The 15,587-nt window shown below is 58.9% G+C and carries 19 protein-coding genes and 2 pseudogenes; 6 read left to right on the top strand and 15 right to left on the bottom strand.

Features of this window, described 5'->3' with window-relative positions:
- The first annotated feature begins 57 nt into the window (after positions 1-57).
- Positions 58-1,314 (top strand): hypothetical protein, encoded by a 1,257-nt coding sequence (locus F3H96_RS04230; RefSeq protein WP_149790698.1) that lies wholly within the window; start codon positions 58-60, stop codon positions 1,312-1,314.
- Positions 1,315-1,580: 266 nt separating this feature from the next.
- Complete coding sequence (locus F3H96_RS04225; protein ID WP_149790697.1) at positions 1,581-2,042, top strand: MucR family transcriptional regulator; 462 nt, start codon at positions 1,581-1,583, stop codon at positions 2,040-2,042.
- Between the two features lie 60 nt (positions 2,043-2,102).
- On the opposite strand, the gene F3H96_RS04220 is transcribed toward F3H96_RS04225, so the two are convergent.
- From F3H96_RS04220 to F3H96_RS04205, 4 genes are all read right to left on the bottom strand, one after another.
- The gene (locus F3H96_RS04220) at positions 2,103-2,363 is read right to left on the bottom strand and encodes a hypothetical protein (protein ID WP_244619903.1); all 261 of its coding nucleotides are present in this window, start codon (positions 2,361-2,363) and stop codon (positions 2,103-2,105) included.
- A 78-nt stretch (positions 2,364-2,441) separates the two neighbouring features.
- The gene (locus F3H96_RS04215) at positions 2,442-3,053 is read right to left on the bottom strand and encodes a methyltransferase domain-containing protein (RefSeq protein WP_149790695.1); all 612 of its coding nucleotides are present in this window, start codon (positions 3,051-3,053) and stop codon (positions 2,442-2,444) included.
- Positions 3,054-3,168: 115 nt separating this feature from the next.
- Complete coding sequence (locus F3H96_RS04210) at positions 3,169-3,486, bottom strand: YMGG-like glycine zipper-containing protein (protein WP_149790694.1); 318 nt, start codon at positions 3,484-3,486, stop codon at positions 3,169-3,171.
- A gap of 184 nt (positions 3,487-3,670) precedes the next feature.
- A complete protein-coding gene (locus F3H96_RS04205; protein ID WP_149790693.1) occupies positions 3,671-3,931 on the bottom strand; it encodes a type II toxin-antitoxin system HicB family antitoxin in 261 nt (86 codons plus the stop codon).
- Positions 3,932-4,048: 117 nt separating this feature from the next.
- Here F3H96_RS04205 and F3H96_RS04200 point away from each other — a divergent pair.
- Positions 4,049-4,634, top strand: a pseudogene (locus tag F3H96_RS04200) (IS481 family transposase); the annotation flags it as partial.
- Between the two features lie 431 nt (positions 4,635-5,065).
- Here F3H96_RS04200 and F3H96_RS04195 read toward each other — a convergent pair.
- A complete protein-coding gene (locus F3H96_RS04195) occupies positions 5,066-5,302 on the bottom strand; it encodes a helix-turn-helix domain-containing protein (RefSeq protein ID WP_149790692.1) in 237 nt (78 codons plus the stop codon).
- 149 nt (positions 5,303-5,451) lie between these two features.
- Here F3H96_RS04195 and F3H96_RS04190 point away from each other — a divergent pair, with 149 nt between their 5' ends.
- Positions 5,452-5,925, top strand: a complete 474-nt coding sequence (locus F3H96_RS04190) for a helix-turn-helix transcriptional regulator (protein ID WP_149790691.1) — start codon at positions 5,452-5,454, stop codon at positions 5,923-5,925.
- A gap of 74 nt (positions 5,926-5,999) precedes the next feature.
- On the opposite strand, the gene F3H96_RS04185 is transcribed toward F3H96_RS04190, so the two are convergent.
- The 5 genes from F3H96_RS04185 to F3H96_RS04165 form a co-directional block, all read right to left on the bottom strand.
- Complete coding sequence (locus F3H96_RS04185; protein ID WP_149790690.1) at positions 6,000-7,253, bottom strand: CapA family protein; 1,254 nt, start codon at positions 7,251-7,253, stop codon at positions 6,000-6,002.
- An 80-nt stretch (positions 7,254-7,333) separates the two neighbouring features.
- On the bottom strand, positions 7,334-8,182 hold the full coding sequence (locus F3H96_RS04180) for a transporter substrate-binding domain-containing protein (protein WP_149790689.1): 849 nt from the start codon (positions 8,180-8,182) through the stop codon (positions 7,334-7,336).
- Between the two features lie 53 nt (positions 8,183-8,235).
- On the bottom strand, positions 8,236-8,985 hold the full coding sequence (locus F3H96_RS04175) for an ABC transporter permease subunit (RefSeq protein ID WP_149790688.1): 750 nt from the start codon (positions 8,983-8,985) through the stop codon (positions 8,236-8,238).
- A gap of 11 nt (positions 8,986-8,996) precedes the next feature.
- Positions 8,997-9,656, bottom strand: a complete 660-nt coding sequence (locus tag F3H96_RS04170) for an ABC transporter permease subunit (protein ID WP_149790687.1) — start codon at positions 9,654-9,656, stop codon at positions 8,997-8,999.
- 350 nt (positions 9,657-10,006) lie between these two features.
- A complete protein-coding gene (locus F3H96_RS04165) occupies positions 10,007-10,228 on the bottom strand; it encodes a helix-turn-helix transcriptional regulator (protein WP_149790686.1) in 222 nt (73 codons plus the stop codon).
- Between the two features lie 181 nt (positions 10,229-10,409).
- On the opposite strand from F3H96_RS04165, the gene F3H96_RS04160 reads away from it, so the two are divergent.
- Complete coding sequence (locus F3H96_RS04160) at positions 10,410-11,378, top strand: LysR family transcriptional regulator (protein WP_149790685.1); 969 nt, start codon at positions 10,410-10,412, stop codon at positions 11,376-11,378.
- A 150-nt stretch (positions 11,379-11,528) separates the two neighbouring features.
- Positions 11,529-11,882 (top strand): hypothetical protein, encoded by a 354-nt coding sequence (locus F3H96_RS04155; protein ID WP_149790684.1) that lies wholly within the window; start codon positions 11,529-11,531, stop codon positions 11,880-11,882.
- Positions 11,883-12,414: 532 nt separating this feature from the next.
- Here the strand turns inward: F3H96_RS04155 and F3H96_RS31480 are convergent.
- From F3H96_RS31480 to F3H96_RS04130, 5 genes and pseudogenes are all read right to left on the bottom strand, one after another.
- A pseudogene (locus F3H96_RS31480) lies at positions 12,415-12,608 on the bottom strand (MucR family transcriptional regulator); the annotation flags it as partial.
- A 505-nt stretch (positions 12,609-13,113) separates the two neighbouring features.
- A complete protein-coding gene (locus tag F3H96_RS04145; protein ID WP_149790683.1) occupies positions 13,114-13,332 on the bottom strand; it encodes a hypothetical protein in 219 nt (72 codons plus the stop codon).
- An 81-nt stretch (positions 13,333-13,413) separates the two neighbouring features.
- Positions 13,414-14,262 (bottom strand): class I SAM-dependent methyltransferase, encoded by an 849-nt coding sequence (locus tag F3H96_RS04140; RefSeq protein ID WP_149790682.1) that lies wholly within the window; start codon positions 14,260-14,262, stop codon positions 13,414-13,416.
- A gap of 373 nt (positions 14,263-14,635) precedes the next feature.
- Positions 14,636-14,839, bottom strand: a complete 204-nt coding sequence (locus F3H96_RS04135) for a hypothetical protein (RefSeq protein ID WP_149790681.1) — start codon at positions 14,837-14,839, stop codon at positions 14,636-14,638.
- 11 nt (positions 14,840-14,850) lie between these two features.
- Complete coding sequence (locus F3H96_RS04130) at positions 14,851-15,054, bottom strand: hypothetical protein (protein WP_149790680.1); 204 nt, start codon at positions 15,052-15,054, stop codon at positions 14,851-14,853.
- Positions 15,055-15,587: the final 533 nt, after the last annotated feature.

Below are 15,587 nucleotides of genomic sequence, written 5' to 3'. Positions count from 1 at the left end.
TCCCGTCCGCTTCGTGAGTATGCGTTCCGGCTGTTCGAGACGCCAGCTCCGAGGCCCATGCCAGAAATCCGGCTTCAGGCCTTCACCAAGCTACTCGACCTCATCAGGAAGGCAGCGACACGAAATGGCCTATCGACGGAAGCCGTCGCTAAACTCTGCTCGGACTTCGAAAAACATCGCGTGCTGCAGACAGGGCCTCACCTGCTTCTGCTGATCGAGCCAGAGGCATACAATACGCATATCTTCAGCCTCCTCGGCCTCTCGGCTCATGGCTGCTCGACCTATGTATCCTACGCCGTTTCGACAGTGAGCCTCGTTGAAAAGCCACGCAAGGGGCCAGGGTGGCTCACCGTCGACGGCAAGCTGATCAGCGTCTTCGGCCTCAGCCGAACCCGAATGGTCGGACAGAGCCTTCTGGCTGGACCGGGGTCCTATCGGTTCGAGCTAATGCCTACGGAGCCGAACGCTGAGGGCGACGCGCTCATGCAACTCCGCAGCCTGCTGCCGAAGACGCAATTCGAACGGCCGGCGCATGCCATAAAGGAAGCCAATCTCCTTCTGTGGCCAAAGGTTTTCGGGGAACATTTTGCTTTTCTCCAGATCGACGACGAGAATGTTGCCGACCTTGTGGCTGACCATCTCTCGGACCAAAATTCCTGGCTGCGGACACGGCTGCTGACAAACGCGACGCTCGCTTCGACCATCCTTGCCGAGATCGACAGGCTGTCCGCCGGGCCCTGGAGTGGCTGGCTGGCGCGCGGTACCGATTTCTTCTGGTTCTATGAAAACGGCAAGCGTCTACCGCTGCGGCTGCTGGCAGGAGAACTCGTCCATCCGGCAACCAGTAGGAAGGTGGCCCGCTTCGCTGCCCCCGACATCCTCGAGCGGTTGGCAAACCGTACCCTCATTCCGAATCTTCTTCTGGTCTTTCTGGTTTTGTCGATCCTTCCCGGAGTGCGCGCGCTCGGAGGCAGTCATCAGCCGGTCTACTATCCCTTGATGCGTTATGTCGTCTGCCGTGCGCTGGAGGCTGCGGGCGTGGATTCGGATCTTCGACATGCGCTCTCTACCGACGATGCGCCAGGAGCTTGGGGGCACCGGATAATCGAGTGCGACGAGGATCCATTAGAGCTCTACGGCAATGGCGGCAGGCGCGGGATCAGCGATCTTATCGACCGCTTCGGCGATATTCCCTTCGCTAAGGCATGTGGAAGTATGAGTAGCTTCGCGAGCGACCCGTCGTGGCTGGATCTAAACAGGCGGCTGCGGGATCGCGTAATCGCTCCGACAGACCGGGAGTGGGCTTTTTCCTGAGTTGAATCGCGCTCCACCAAATTCCCTGGCTGTCGTGCCAGAATGCAGCTTTGCGGCGCTCTAGCTTCATATCTCGAGCGTGAGAATGTCCAATCGATCTGGTTCCCAGTGGCCATTTCCACTATCAGCAGACTATCGGCCAGCCCTACGCACTGGCTTTCGGTCGACCTCACCACCAATACCAGCACTTCATGAGCGCTCAGTTTAAGTTGCGCGCTGGCCGTTTCCTGACTAGGACAATGGAAACCACGAGGGATAATCAGACAATGGCAAATGAAAGTGACGCAGCGACCAATGCAAATCTTTTGGAACTCACCGCGGATATCGTCGCGGCTTATGTGCAAAAGAACGCGGTGCCCGTGAGCGGCCTCCCCGATTTGATCGCAAGCGTCAATTCGGCATTGTCGGGTGTTGGCACGCCCGCAAAGGCGGCTGAGCCTGAACTCGTCCCCGCGGTCAAGCCCAAAAGATCAGTATTTCCCGACTACATCGTCTGCCTGGAGGACGGTAGGAAATTCAAAACTCTTAGACGGCACCTCAATGTCCACTACGGGATGACACCGGAGGAGTACCGGTCCAAATGGAAATTGGCGAGTGATTATCCGATGGTGGCACCAAACTACGCCGCTCAGCGGTCTGCTCTTGCCAAGTTGGTAGGCCTCGGCCGCAAGGCGGTTGCAAAGGCACCTGTCAACAAGCCGGTAGCAAAACGGAAGTCGAAAACTTAAGCACGTAGAAGATCGCCGGCCAGGCACTCGGTATCCGGCGATCTTTGTAAGAAGGCTTAGTCAGCCACCCATCTTCTTGGCCATTGCGCAGAAATCTGCATGCGCCTTATTGAGCGTAGCATCGCCGCAGTCTTTCAGCATTGCTGTACGTTCATCGGGTTTCATCGCCATCCATGCGGTTTTGAATTCCGCTTCCGATCTCAATGTCTTCATGCCGGCATCGGTGAAGAACGGCGACATCTTGGCCGGATCATCAAGCGCGGATATCCCGGTGGAGGAGCCAGCCGTGGCAAAGCGGTTCCCGAATGCTCGCGGTTCCAATGGATCTCGCAATATTTTAACAAGCGCTAATGGAAAGTCCGCTTATTGGGATTGCAGGAGGAGCTCGGCACAACCGACCTAGGACCGCTTGGCGAACGCCCACACCATTACTGGATATTCCTCGTCATTGCTCAGATCGCGCCACACGCCATATGCGCGGACTGGCCCGCCAATGTGGGCGCGGGCGCAGGCCTTGTTGCCCCAGCCGAAGGCCTGAACGTCGTCCTCGGCGAAGCCACCCTCGACCATCAACTGCTTCAGGCCGGCGGGCGTCCAGCGGTTGTAGTCGTGCGGCCGCGCATGCACCCGAAACAGGAAGGGCGTCGCCACCATCGCCCAGCCGCCAGGCCTCACCATGGCGTGGATGTTGGCGGCGGCCGCCATCGGGCGCTGGACATGCTCCAGCACCTGGTCGGCGATGACGATCGAATATTGCTCCTCGGTGCGATCCTTGCAGATGTCGAAGTCGGGGAAGTCGACCGAGCGGTAATTGGGGCACATCGCGCGCCAATAGCGGTTCCAGCCCGGCGAGATCTCGATCACGTCGCGCGACTTGCGGTTGGCCGCCTCGAGGAACGTGGTGAAAGCTTCGATCTGGCGGATGCGCAGCCAGTTGCGGCTGTCGTAGCCGATCAGCCGCTTCACCGCCTGCTTGCCTCGATTATTCAGGGCACCGGCAAGGCTTGTCATTCTCGACCTCCTCCTGCCCGCCGTAAAATTTCCTTATCCTGCAAACCGTGCAAAAGAATGACAATGACAAAGGACCGGCGCCGACGGCACCGGTCTCCAGCCCATCAGACTTCGATCAATAGTTGCCGTTATAGTACCGATCGTCGCAGGGCGCGGTGTAGATGCGGCCGTAGCGGTCCTGGTAGCGGCAGAGCTGGTCGCCGCGGCGCTGCGGTGTGGTGGCTGAGCCGACGACAGCGCCGAGCAGCGCGCCGCTCGCAGCACCGATCACCGTGCTCTTGGTGTTGCCGCCGATCGCCTGGCCGACCAGCGCGCCGCCGGCGCCGCCCAGCAGTGCGCCGGTGGTGGCCCGCTGCTGGCCCTCGGTCTGGGTCTCACAGCCGGCAAGTGCTGCGGTCATCAACACTGCGAGAATGGCCTTCTTGATAAACATCACACGAACTCCTCTGAAGCCCCGGGGGACTTACATGCTGGGGCGAACAAAGCCCCGAGTGGGGTCGCATTGCGGCGGAACGGCGGCGGGACCCGCTCACGAAGTGAATCACGGTTTCCCGGCGGTTGAACGCCATGGTTGCCAAACGGGTAAGTTGGCCTGGCGAGAGTAAACAGGCGCGCGTTCAGCCGATCTTCAACCGCACAAAAATAGCAGCCCCGTCGCGACGGTCCGGATCTGCCTCGATGTGCTCGAGCGGCGTAGGGGGCGGAACCGTTTTGCCGTCTTCGATCATCCCCTCGACGTGGAAGGCCAGGGCCTCCTCGGCAAGCTCGCGAGCCTCGTCAACAGTTGCGCCGGCAGTGACTACGCCGGGAAAGTCGGGAAAAGACACGCCGAAATGGCTGCCGTCCTCTTTGTGGATCAGTCCGACGTACTGGCGCATTCCATTCCGCTTGCCGCACGGGCATCGACCGCTGGTTTAAAGCGCCAGCACGACGGTGCAAGTCGATGGACAAATTTGCAACGGCCCACAACCCTCCTCAAGAAAGGACGAGGGTTCCGGTATGAGCGCGAGCATCCCGGTGAGCTCATCCATCTCGATATCAAGAAGCTCGGCCGGATCGGCTCTTTGGGACGCCGCATCACCGGGCGATAATCCTGGCGCGGTCAACCGCCATCTCGGTATCGGCTGGGAGTTCGTCCACGTCTGCATCGACGATGCCTCGCGCGTCGCTTTCGTCCAGGTCATGCCCGACCAGCGCAAGGAGAGCGCTGTGCCTTACTCGAAGCTGCCATCGCTTATCACGCCAGCCTGGGCATCAAGGTGCTGCGCGTGATGACCGACAACGGCTCGTGCTATCGGCCAAAAAGCGTTCCGGGCAGCCTGCAAGTGTCTCGGCCTGCGCCAGATCTTCACCAGACCTTACACGCCCAAGACCAACGGCAAGGCTGAGCGCTTCATCCAGACGACCCTGCGCGAATGGGCTTACGCCCGAGCCTACAAAACTTCTCATGAACGCACCGCCGAACTGCCACGATGGCTTCACCGCTACAATTGGCACAGACCTCACGGCAGCTTAAAATCAAAACCACCTATCAGCCGCGGCGGCTTGATCAAGGACAACCTGTTGAGGCTCCACAACTAGATCACAGGTCCTACGACGTAGGAGGGCTGTCCGGCGATATATCGTGCCAACTGACTATGCAGGATCGGTATTTCGCACATGTTATCTCGTATGAGAAGGACCAAAGTCAGGCGGCGAGCAGCCCACCAAGTTAGAAGACTTGCGGTACGCGCAGGCGATGTTGCGAGAGATTCGGCAGCTAACCCAGGCAAACGGCGAGCAGTTTCTCACCTAACTGATCGACATGGCGTACCCGAAGTGAGCGATCGCGTTCGCCTCGGTTGGCCAGAGAGTTCAAGGTCGCTAGTTCCGAAGCCGCGCCTCACGTGACACACTTGCCGGTTCGCCCTGCGTCATGGCAGGGCAATCCAATGCTTGCTGCACAGGAAAAAGCGTTCGAATCGTCTAGCTCGTTCATCTGACGGAACGTTTCTTCTCGCTAAATTGAGCATTTAGGCCTGGGGATCCAAGAGCCGCACACCCTCGCCCTTATGACCAGCGGACAAGAATTCAACGCCAGCTTTTGTCAGGGCCGTCTCGATCGCCTGCAAAGTACTGATCCGGGAATCTACTTTGCCATTTTCCAGCCTGGCTAGCGCATTCAGCGACACAATTGCCTTGTCGGCGAGTTCCTGCTGCGACCAACCAAGCAAAGCCCGTGCGGCTCGAATCTGTCGTGGACTGACCATGAGTCCACAATCGGCAGGCCAGTGCTCTTCGCCACATATAGGGTTTTTTTATACCTTATAAGGTATATTAAATGGCGATTTCGGACCAGATAACTCGACATGAAGGCCAGGGCGTACCGCGACAAACTCACTAGTTCGGGGAGCGATCGATGGAGTATCGACAGGCATTATTGAAACCGCAACGCCCCAACCCCTTTCGGATGGGACCGAAGCCGAATGCGGAGAGTGACGCTCATCCCGCCGATCAGCACGTCGGTAGGCAGATCGCGACCGTCCGCCTCCAGTCGGATGTGTCGCAAGCCCAGCTTGCCCGATCCATAGGCATCAGTTTCCAACAGCTCCAGAAATACGAGAACGCGAAGAACCGCGTGAGCGCGTCAATGCTCTACGAAATTGCTACGTCGCTGGGCGTTCCTGTCAGCCGCTTTTTCGAGGGCTTGCCGGGCAACGACGTGACCGGCGGTGAAACTTGTCCTTTGCCGGTCGACGAGCGCATCGATTTTATTGCAAGCGCCGAAGGCCGGCGCCTGATTGAGGGGCTGATGCAGCTTCATCCGCGTGTGCGCAATCGCGTGTCGGGCTTGATCGCCGCTTTGGGCGAGGAGATGGCTTCCCTCGAATGAATGCGGACTGCGAGACGGCCGGCGGACCTGCGCCAGCCCAACGCAAGACTGCTTGACGACTTAATTGGATCTTGTCAGCCAAACTTGCGCGCCGCGGGTACAGCGATACGACCGGAATTTCCCGATATCGCGATCTCCGTGCCGAAGCTCCGCGAGCGACTGGCGAAGCCTTCAAGAATATCTCGCGCCACGTTTTCGGTGGCGCCGATCGGAACCAATCTTCTCGTTTTCGATTCGGCAGTCTGTTCGTCGCCACCGATCACGACGGGGAGAAGGTCTATGCCTTCCAGGCACCCGCTCGCACTATAGCGGCATGCAGCGACGATGCTCTGCCAGACTTCCGGTGGGTCCCATTCGTTCTCGTCGGGATGCACGTGGAAGAGGAAATTGCCGAGGCCGTAGAAGATCGGCGACCCTTGGTAGATCTCCATAGCCTGAAGCACCGGAGCGCCATGGCTGACGAAGAGGTCGGCGCCGGCATCGACGCACATCCGGGCAAAGGCCTGCACCCAGCACGGCACGTCCTGCCAACCAGGTTCCCAATGGTGGTGGTGCAGATAGGCGATGACGAAATCGCCCCGCGCCGCCGCCTGCCGGATAGCGGATAGATGGCTGCCCGCACTTTGCGGATCGACCTCGATCAGGCGACCAAAGTCGGCGGCTTGAGCGAACACGGTGCCGTAGAAATTGATCTCCTTGCCGCTCACCACCTCCGGCGGGTCCTCCGGTTGCGCATAGTTGGCCAGTTCGAAATGCGAGCTTTGCAACTGGCTTCCAAGCCGCGCCAGCCTTCGGAGATGTCCGTCCGGAACTCCGATTTTCCGAACCGTCTTCAGTCGGTTGACGCCGGGGCGGGCCGGCCGGGAAGCTGTGCCATTCTCGGCATACATGTTGGCCGGGCCAGGGCCCGCGTAGAACGCGAGCAACGAGACCTCACGGGAACCCAGTTGGCGACGGCCCGGTCTCGCCGCATCGGTCTCGTCCGTCCCAATGCCGGCATGCAAGAAGCCGCGCGCTGCCACTTCCTCTAGCGTCGAGAGGATGCCGTGAGGGCCGAGATCGAACGCGTGGTTGTTGGCAAGCGCAAGCGCGTTGAAGCCAATGTCCCGCAACGCATCCAGCACCTCGGCGGTGGAATAGCCGAAGTACTTTTCCTTGGTCGGCCAGCCACCGTGTTTGCCGAGGATGGTCGATTCGAAATTGGTGAAGACGACGTCACCCTGCTGCAGGAAGAGTTCAACCTGGCTGAAGCGCTCATTCTGAATGTGATGGATGTCGTGCGTGATCAGTGATTGACCGGTCACGACGGCGCAGAAGGGATATTGCATGGAGCTCGCCCTGGGATTGTAAGAGGCGACGCTGGCGGCTCAGCCAACGCCAAATCGATATCGAAGCTGGTTGTGTCAGCCTATTTCGGCTGGCCCGGCGAAATGTCGGTCTTGAACCATTTCAGGCTGAGTGCCTTGATCGTCCCATCCTTGGTGGCCGCATCGATGGCCGTGTTGAACTTGGCAAGCAACTCGGCGTCGTCCTTGCGCATGCCGGCGCCGACACCCGGCCCCCACAGGCCGCCGTTCAGCTCCGGCCCGAGAAACACCGCAATCGAACCGGCGGGCGTCTCCAGGAAGTCCCGCCACGTGAAATAGTCGGCGAGGCCGCCGTCGACCCGCCCTGCGCCGAGATCGAGTTTCAGATTGTCCAGGCTGTCATAGCTGCGGATCGTGACGACGTCGCCCAGGAGCGCCTTCACAACAGCCTCCGAGTTTGACGAGCGCAGGACTCCGATGGCTTTGCCGCTGAGGGTCGATCTGACGCGCTCGATAGCGGCCTTTTCCTTGTCCCCTATGGTCGAGAGGTTCACCTTCTGCTTGGTGTCACCAGCATCGAGTCCAAGTTCCTTGCGCACCACGAACTGGTTGAAGCCGGCAGCATAGGGAATTGAGAAGGCGATCTGCTGCTTGCGTTTCTCGGTGATCGCCATCCCGGACATGATCACATCGTACTTGCCAACGAGAAGCGCTGGAATGATCCCGTCCCAGTCCTGCGCGACGAAGCTGCATTTGAGCTTCATGCGGTTGCACAACTCGCGGCCGACATCGACATCGTAACCGTAGAGCTCGCCATTGGCGTCGGTGCCATCCCAGGGCGGCGACGCGCCTTCGGTGGCGATCGATATCGCTCGTTCGCCCGAGGCTTGGACCGGGGCTGACGACATCAAGGCCGCGAGGGAAATAGCAATAGACAAGGGTATGCGCATGAAGGCACCTCTTTCGTTGGAGTTGGTGGGGAAGTCGGCCCGCTAGGGCGGGGTCACGGGACGGGTGGCGTGATCTCTTGGTGGGGCAGGGCTGGCCGAAATCGCGCCCGCCGGCGCGGCGCTGGATTTCGGTCGGTCGAAAGCCGTCGCTCGAGGAATTGGGTGGCTTTCACGGCGATCGAGGTCAACGCCAGATAGATCGCGCCGGCGACGATGAAGATCTCGTAAGGCGCGAACGTTGCCGATACCATCTGCCTCGCCATGCCGGTTATCTCGAGCAGCGTTACAGTGCTTGCCAAGGACGAACCCTTGATCATGCCCACGACCTCGTTCCCGTAAGCGGGAAGGGAGATCCTGAAGGCGATCGGAAAGGTGACCAGGCGAGCGATCTGGAGGCGTTTCAGACCGAGCGCGGCAGCGGCCTCAATGAGGCCTTTCGGCACCGATTGCAGACCGCGGCACAGGATCTCGGTCGTGTGGGCTGCGCTGTTCAATGAAAACGTCAGCAGCGCGCACCAGAAAGGATCTCGCAGGATCATCCAGAAAACGCTCGCCCGAACCGCCTCGATCTGGCCCAGACCGTAATAGAGCAGGAAGAGCTGAACGAGCATGGGCGTGCCGCGGAAGACGTACGTATAGGCCAGAACCGCGAGCGATAGGCCGGGGCGTGCGAATGCGCGGATGAACGCCAGAGGCACCGAAAGAAGAAATCCCGCCATCAGCGACAGAACTGTCAGGGTCAAGGTGAGCCCAATGCCCGAAGGAAGGACCACAATTGCGTCAAGCATCAAGCCGAAGTTCACGGGACGCGCTCCTATCGACCAAATGCGGGGTAGCGCCGCTCAGCCAGCCGGATGGACAGCAGCGTGACAGTCGTCAGCGACAGATAGAGAGCCGATGCCGCGAGATAGAAGCTCAATGGCGCGCGCATGGATCCGGCGCCGACATAGGCAACGCGCATGATGTCGGTCAGGCCGACGATCGAAACCAGCGCGGTATCCTTGAACAGCGAAATCCAGAGATTGCCATAGGCAGGCAATGCCAGCCGCAGCATCTGCGGACCGATGATGAACATCCAACGCTGCCAGGCATTCAGCCCAAGCGACTTCGCCGCTTCGGTTTGACCGGCTGGCACAGCCGCAATCGCACCGCGAAACACTTCGGTCGCGTAACCGCTGAATACGACCGACAGCGCGATGACTCCGGCCGTGAAAGCGTTGACCTCCACATACCTGCCGGCGACCTTGCTGGCCAAAGTGGTTCCGCCGAAGTAGATGAGCAGGATAATGAGAAGTTCTGGAACGCCACGGACCACCGTCGTGTAAGCCGTCACGACACTCATGAATCGGGGCGCGGCCCCGCCCTTCGAAATCGCCAGAAAGAGCCCAAACGCAGTACCGAGCGAGCCGGCCACAAGAGCAAGGCCCACAGTGACCATGAATGCGACAACAAACTGGCTAGCAAAACCGCTCATGGCCCGCTTTCCTCACCGCACAATTCGGCAACGCATGTCGATCCTTGCCGCTTGGACTCAGATGGCTTACCTAAGGTTGTGAATTGTTCGAGTAATAATTTGCAGTTAATTTGCGAATTGTTCTTATATTATCGTCAAGAGAACCGTTATCAATCTATAATTTTGACAACTTTCTCTATAATCTAGCGTTATATACTTTTGACGATCCTCGTCGGATGCCGTGAATGGTTGGACGCGGCGCATGTACCATAGTGACTCGCCCTGCCCACGACGCGGTGTCCATGGTGCATTTCGAGGGGCAGGGGCGGCGCGGCCTGGGTTCAAAGCCCCAAATCCGAAATTAGCGGCAGCTACTTTTCTGACGGCTGTGCGCAAAACAGCGTGACCGGATCGCTCTCCAGCGCGCTTGCGATCCTCTCGGCGACGTCGAGGCTGGGGTTTCTTTGCCCTCGCTCGATGCCACCCATGTAGCTGTAGGCGAGGCCGGCTTCGGCAGCGAGAGATTCCAGGGTCATTCCGCGCTTGAGGCGGACCCTGCGAACGTTCGCTCCAAAAATCTCCGCCAGTCGCATGCGCGCATAGCGATAAGCAAACGTTCAGCTTTACCAGTCACTATAATGACTATACGATGCTGGAGTCTATATTGCCCACAACGGCCGATCTCGGGGTTCTGCATATGGCGCAGTCCTCAGCGTCATCTGCCAAGTCAGTCACCTGATGACCCAGAGCGTTTCGGCAAAAGGATCGCACGGAATGGAGTTGCTGCAGGGCGGCCTGAAACTCCGACAGCTGCAGGTTTTCCGTGAGGTGCTGCGGACCGGCTCGACCAGGCGCGCGGCGACCGCGGTCGGAATAAGCCAACCCGCTGTCAGTCAGTATGTAAAACAGCTCGAGGCCGTGCTTGGCTTCGCGCTTTTCAAAAGATCGGCCAACCGCATCCTTCCCCTCCAGGAAGCCTGGGAGCTCCTGCGGAACGTGGAACTGGCCCTGACGTCGCTCGATCGGCTTGAGGGGTCGATCTTCGCGATGAAGAACGACGACAAGCAACGCATATCGATTGCCGCGCCCGCTGTCTTCGGTTTCGTGACCCTGCCCAGGGTCGTAGCGATCATCCGTTCCAAGATCGCCTCAAGCGTCCGATCGATTTCGGGAAGCCACGACCAGATCGGCGAGCACATCCTGTCCGGCCGCGCGGATCTCGGAATCTCAAGGCTGCCTTTGGATTCTCGCCTGTTTGAGTGGGCGCCGCTGGGATCAGCGCGCAACGTATGTATTTTCCATCCAAAACACCGTTTCTCAAAACACACATGCATTCAGGCGCAGGATCTTGCGGGAGAAACGATCGTCGATATCGACCCTCAATTCGCTTCGCATCAAATGAACTTCAATGCCCTGCGATTTGCCGGCATCGAGCCGGACATAGTCGTCGAATACGATTCGAACGGCCACGAGGCGGGATTCGTATCGGCGGGCCTCGGCGTTTCGATCACCAATGAAATCGTCGCGCGTGAATACAAGGCCTTCGAGTTGGAGGCCAAGCCGGTGGAGCCCTCCGCGCTCTATCACTACGTCGCGGTTTGGCAGAAGGGCAGGACGTTTTCGAACGCCCTAAATGTTTCGCTGGAGGCTATACTATCTGCATTCACCCCTGACGGAGTTCCGAAAGACGGACATGCTGATTGTGGGCCGCCCGCTAGCCGCAGGCGGTTTGCTGCCCAGTGATCGACGCGGGCCGCGGGGAGCACTATTGTTGGGATGTGCACGAAGCCCGCGCCGGTTGGCATCAGCGCTCGGCCTTCTCAGGGTGGCAGGCTTTGCCGGAACTATCTTCCGAGATCGGTCGTTGAGAGTCGACGTAAAGGGAGGAAGCCGATGCCCGACACAAACGACGAATCAACGCCGAGCATAAACCAGCGCGAAGCTCAAAAGGCGCTAGAGAAGCAAGTTGCGCAGCTGAAGCACGAGATCAACAAGATCAATCGGACGCTGGCCGAGCGAGCCCAAGAGGTTGGAGAGGAAGCAGCAGGCTGGTATGAAAGCGCTGCCGATAACGCCGGCCGGACTGCTGCGCTCCGGACGGTTTCGGGAGCCGTCCAACAGAATCCTGGAACGGTTTCAACGGCCTTCTTTCTTGGCGCCGCGATGGGATTGCTGCTGGGCCTCACCCTCAGTGATGCTAGTGGATCTGGCCGGGATCGCTGGTTCTATAAGCGACCTAACAGTTAAACGCCCGGCATCTTCGGTGGCCGGGCTTTCTGTATCAACGAAATGGCACAGCTCCGAGCCGCGCCCTTTCGCTCGGGAATGGAATGCCTTTATGCTCACAACGCCATCTTCGATGACCCGCACGTAATGCCTGCTTTTGAATTTTCCCCGATAATTTCGACCGAGGTCTTCCACGATTGCTTGTCCATTTTGCAAATCGGCTCAGGAGGCGTCTGCGATGTGGTCTGCGGTACTTTCCTGCGCGAATTGATGGCGCGACATCGGCCCATGCTACTATAGAAAGTATAGAAAGTTCTCACTTTCGCCACGGGGGCATGACGTTTTGACGGGTTGCCAAAGCTTATTGGAAAGCCGTCAGTCCCAATCCTGGTCGGGCGTGGCGGGACGGCGATTCCAACTTCTGACTGCATTCAATTTGTCGATGCAGACTGATCCAGACGCCCCGCAGTTTTCACATCTCATCACGACGCGAGCCTCAGCCGTCACGTACGGTATCACCTCCGAAAACGAGCAAAACGGGCAAGGATCCGGGTTATCGCGAAGCACGCTTTTTGCCATTGCCCTTTGCCGCGGTTTTCCGGCCGAGCCCGCTCGACTTGGCCGAGGCCGATCGCTGGACCGCGCCACCATAGGATAGTCCGGCTTTAGGCCCCACTTCTCGCGGTACTCGTCCGGTGTCAAGCGGTAGTGCACGCCGATGTGGCGCTTCAGCGATTTGAACTTTTTCAAATGGCCAGAACTATGGCAGCGAGGTGGAAGCGTTGTCCCTGGTTGTACGCACGGCCGGCGGCCCGGCGCGGGTGGGGTAGGCCAGAGCCAGGCCCAATGACATGCGGTCTAGGAACCATGATTCCTTGGTGCAAAAAGGCCAAAACTGCGATGATGATCACCGTTGCAATGAGGACCGTGTTACGAGACATTGGCGCGGAACATAGTCCTAATTCGGAGCAAGGAGAAAGGCTGGCCAGAACCTGCAAAGGAACATTCCGCCCGTTCCCCGGTTTGTAAGGCGCCAGGTTGGCACCTGGTCATTTCAAGACCCTCCACCTCACCCGCTGGCTCCGGCCAGCGGGTTTTTCATTATAAGCCGAGAGAAGGACGAGGGGGCGTTCGACGGTCGCCGGAGGACGAGAGGCCATGAAGTCAGCAAACTGTGTTGCGCGAGGCCCTGGTCTATCTATGTCATGATTCAGGGCAGTCGAATTCGCAAATCCGGCGTTTTCAACAGGCGCTATCGTTGGAGGCGACTGACAAACGGCCATTTAAACACATATTTGTAGACCGCCCGGGCTTGCTCATCGGTCACGCGGACCCAGAACTTCTCCTCTCGCCGGCCTTTGACTTCCTTGCCAGTTGCGTTCGTGGCTGCCTCCCAGGGGGTGTCGGCATTGGCAACGTGCCGGCTCACAGCCATCTCACCAGCCATTTCCTCAACCCTGTAGGTTTTCATGACCTGGAACTCCCTCGCACTCCAACAGCAGTCGCGCGCGTTTGTTCCCGCCGTGAGCCTTAAGCCCCCGCCATTGGGCACTCAGTCCAATTTGAGGAATGTGCCTATATGTCGTGCAGGCGGGAACTCCTTGGCCCGCAAAGGCCGGTGCGGCGGAACCCCACGAATCGAAGATACCTTGGGCAAGAAGCTGCAATTTCCCGGCCGCTTGGTCGCCACAATGATGAAGTGCTGCGCAAATCGCGAAGGGACTCCGAGGGCTTTGCAGAACTTCTCAGCGGGCTCAATCAATATCTCGCAAAGGCTCGGGGCGAATCGACCCGGCCTGGGCAGAAAGCCATATGCGATGACGTTCTCAACCACGAAACCAGCATCAGCAAGCAACTCTTCCATCCGATCCACACTTAAAGTGTTGTGGCTCGTCTGTCGGAGTACCCTGTTCACGAGCCTGGAGGCGAGGCCAGCCGGTGAGCTGGCATTGACGTGAATGTTGCAAATGATCCGGCCGCGGTCGGCAAGATGATTGCGTATTGTTAGCAACGCTTCGCGTCTTAGTTTATCTTCCGCATTCAGAAAGAAGCGAAATGCTGTCGCTACGTCAAACGTGTCTCGCAAAGAGTTTTTAGTTATGTCTTGAAGGAGAAGCTTGGCGTTTCGGATCGGAATTGCGCAGGCGATCATCGAGTCAGATACATCGACGCCGACGACCTTCCCAAAGAATCCAGCGGCCACGTTCGTAATCCGGCCAGTGCCGCAAGCAAAGTCGAGGCATGTGCGGTCCGGGCCGCCGACAGACCTGAAGAGCTCCTCGACGATTGGCCTTTCGACTTTCTCCCATAGCGCGGCGTAGTAGCCGGATTGATAGGTCTGATTGTACCTGGCGCCATAGCCCCGCGCAGCATGGCTCGACCGATAGTCCGATATGGGCATGACGCCAACCCGTGAGCTCAGCTCTATCGCAGTTTTGATACTCGGTCTCGATGCCCCTACCGTGGGAGCGGCTCGACAAGCGGCTCAGGAAGGCCTGCCGGGCCAACCGGTGTAGCTGGAACTAGAAGCCGCGCACCGGCTGCCTAATTTGTAGCCTTATTAACGCTCGCCCGCCATGCAAACGAAGGATGCGATCCTTACCAATTCGTAAGGTTCTCACCGCCCGATGACGTGGGTGACAGCGAGCCTTGCTCCTAAACCTGCAGGATCACGACTCGATCTCGCTCGCCCTCGCCATCTGCAGCTTCGCCTTCATTTGGCGATCCTCTTGGGTGCGCTGCCATGACCCTGCCTCGCCGTCGCGAGGCCGGAATCACATTCCGAGCGTCTGAGTTCTTACCGCAGGTCGAACAGCTTCAGCAAAAAGCTCCGCCGCCGCTTCGACCTTGTCGGCCGCGACGTCGACTTTCTCGAAGCGCTTCATCATTCGATCATGGAGCATCGACAATCGCGCGGCGTGGTAAAGCACGCTGCGCTTGTGACCGTCCGAGTTCAACGGTTCAAACAGCATAGTCATGGCGGTAACCTTCAATATGTGGGCAGGATCTTCACAAGGCGCCGTCTTGCCTCTTTCGCGCGCCTCTCGCCGGCCCGGATGCGGCAGCAAAGAGCGAGGCTGATTGCGAGCCCGCAGCTCTCATCGAGCATCGATTTCGCCTGGTTGAGAGAGAGTTCTGCTCGCCTCACCCGTTGCCTTGCGACTGCCTGTTCCAACGCGATCAGTTCAACCATCTTAGTGGCATCCTGTTCGGTCTGCCGTCCCTTCCAATAATCAACCGTCGGTCAGCCAGTTCGTTCCGCGGATGCGACAAACCCTGGCGGCCGTCCCAGGGGAGAGGCAACTCTTTGGCCACGATCAGGGCGCTATTTCGTGAAGAATTGTCATGGGACTTCTGGGTGAACGTTCTCTTCGCGCGGAAGCGAGTTGCCCAGTAGCGGTCAACGGACTTTGCGAAGGTAAGAGCAGCTGGCTGGCGGCACCGACCGAGGCAGTTTGAACTTCTGGTATCCTTCGTTGCGATGCCGGAAAGCTGCCGCTTGCGCACTGACACACGTCTACGAATGGGTGGCTATGATCGAACGAAGGCCCGGCCGGCGGTATCGAGGCCGTGGCCAAGGGCGAACTGGCGGCGACCTTCACTTACCCGACCGGCGCCACGGGAAGCGATCGAGATGACGAAGATGATCGTGTTCGTGCTCCTCGGCGGAGCCGACGGTGACAGGAACTCCACGAAGACGCCGTGCAGATAATGGGGAATTGGGGC

The sequence above is a fragment of the Mesorhizobium sp. NFR06 genome (assembly GCF_900115245.1).
GTDB lineage: Bacteria > Pseudomonadota > Alphaproteobacteria > Rhizobiales > Rhizobiaceae > Mesorhizobium.
This window is presented reverse-complemented; position numbering and strand designations above follow the sequence as displayed.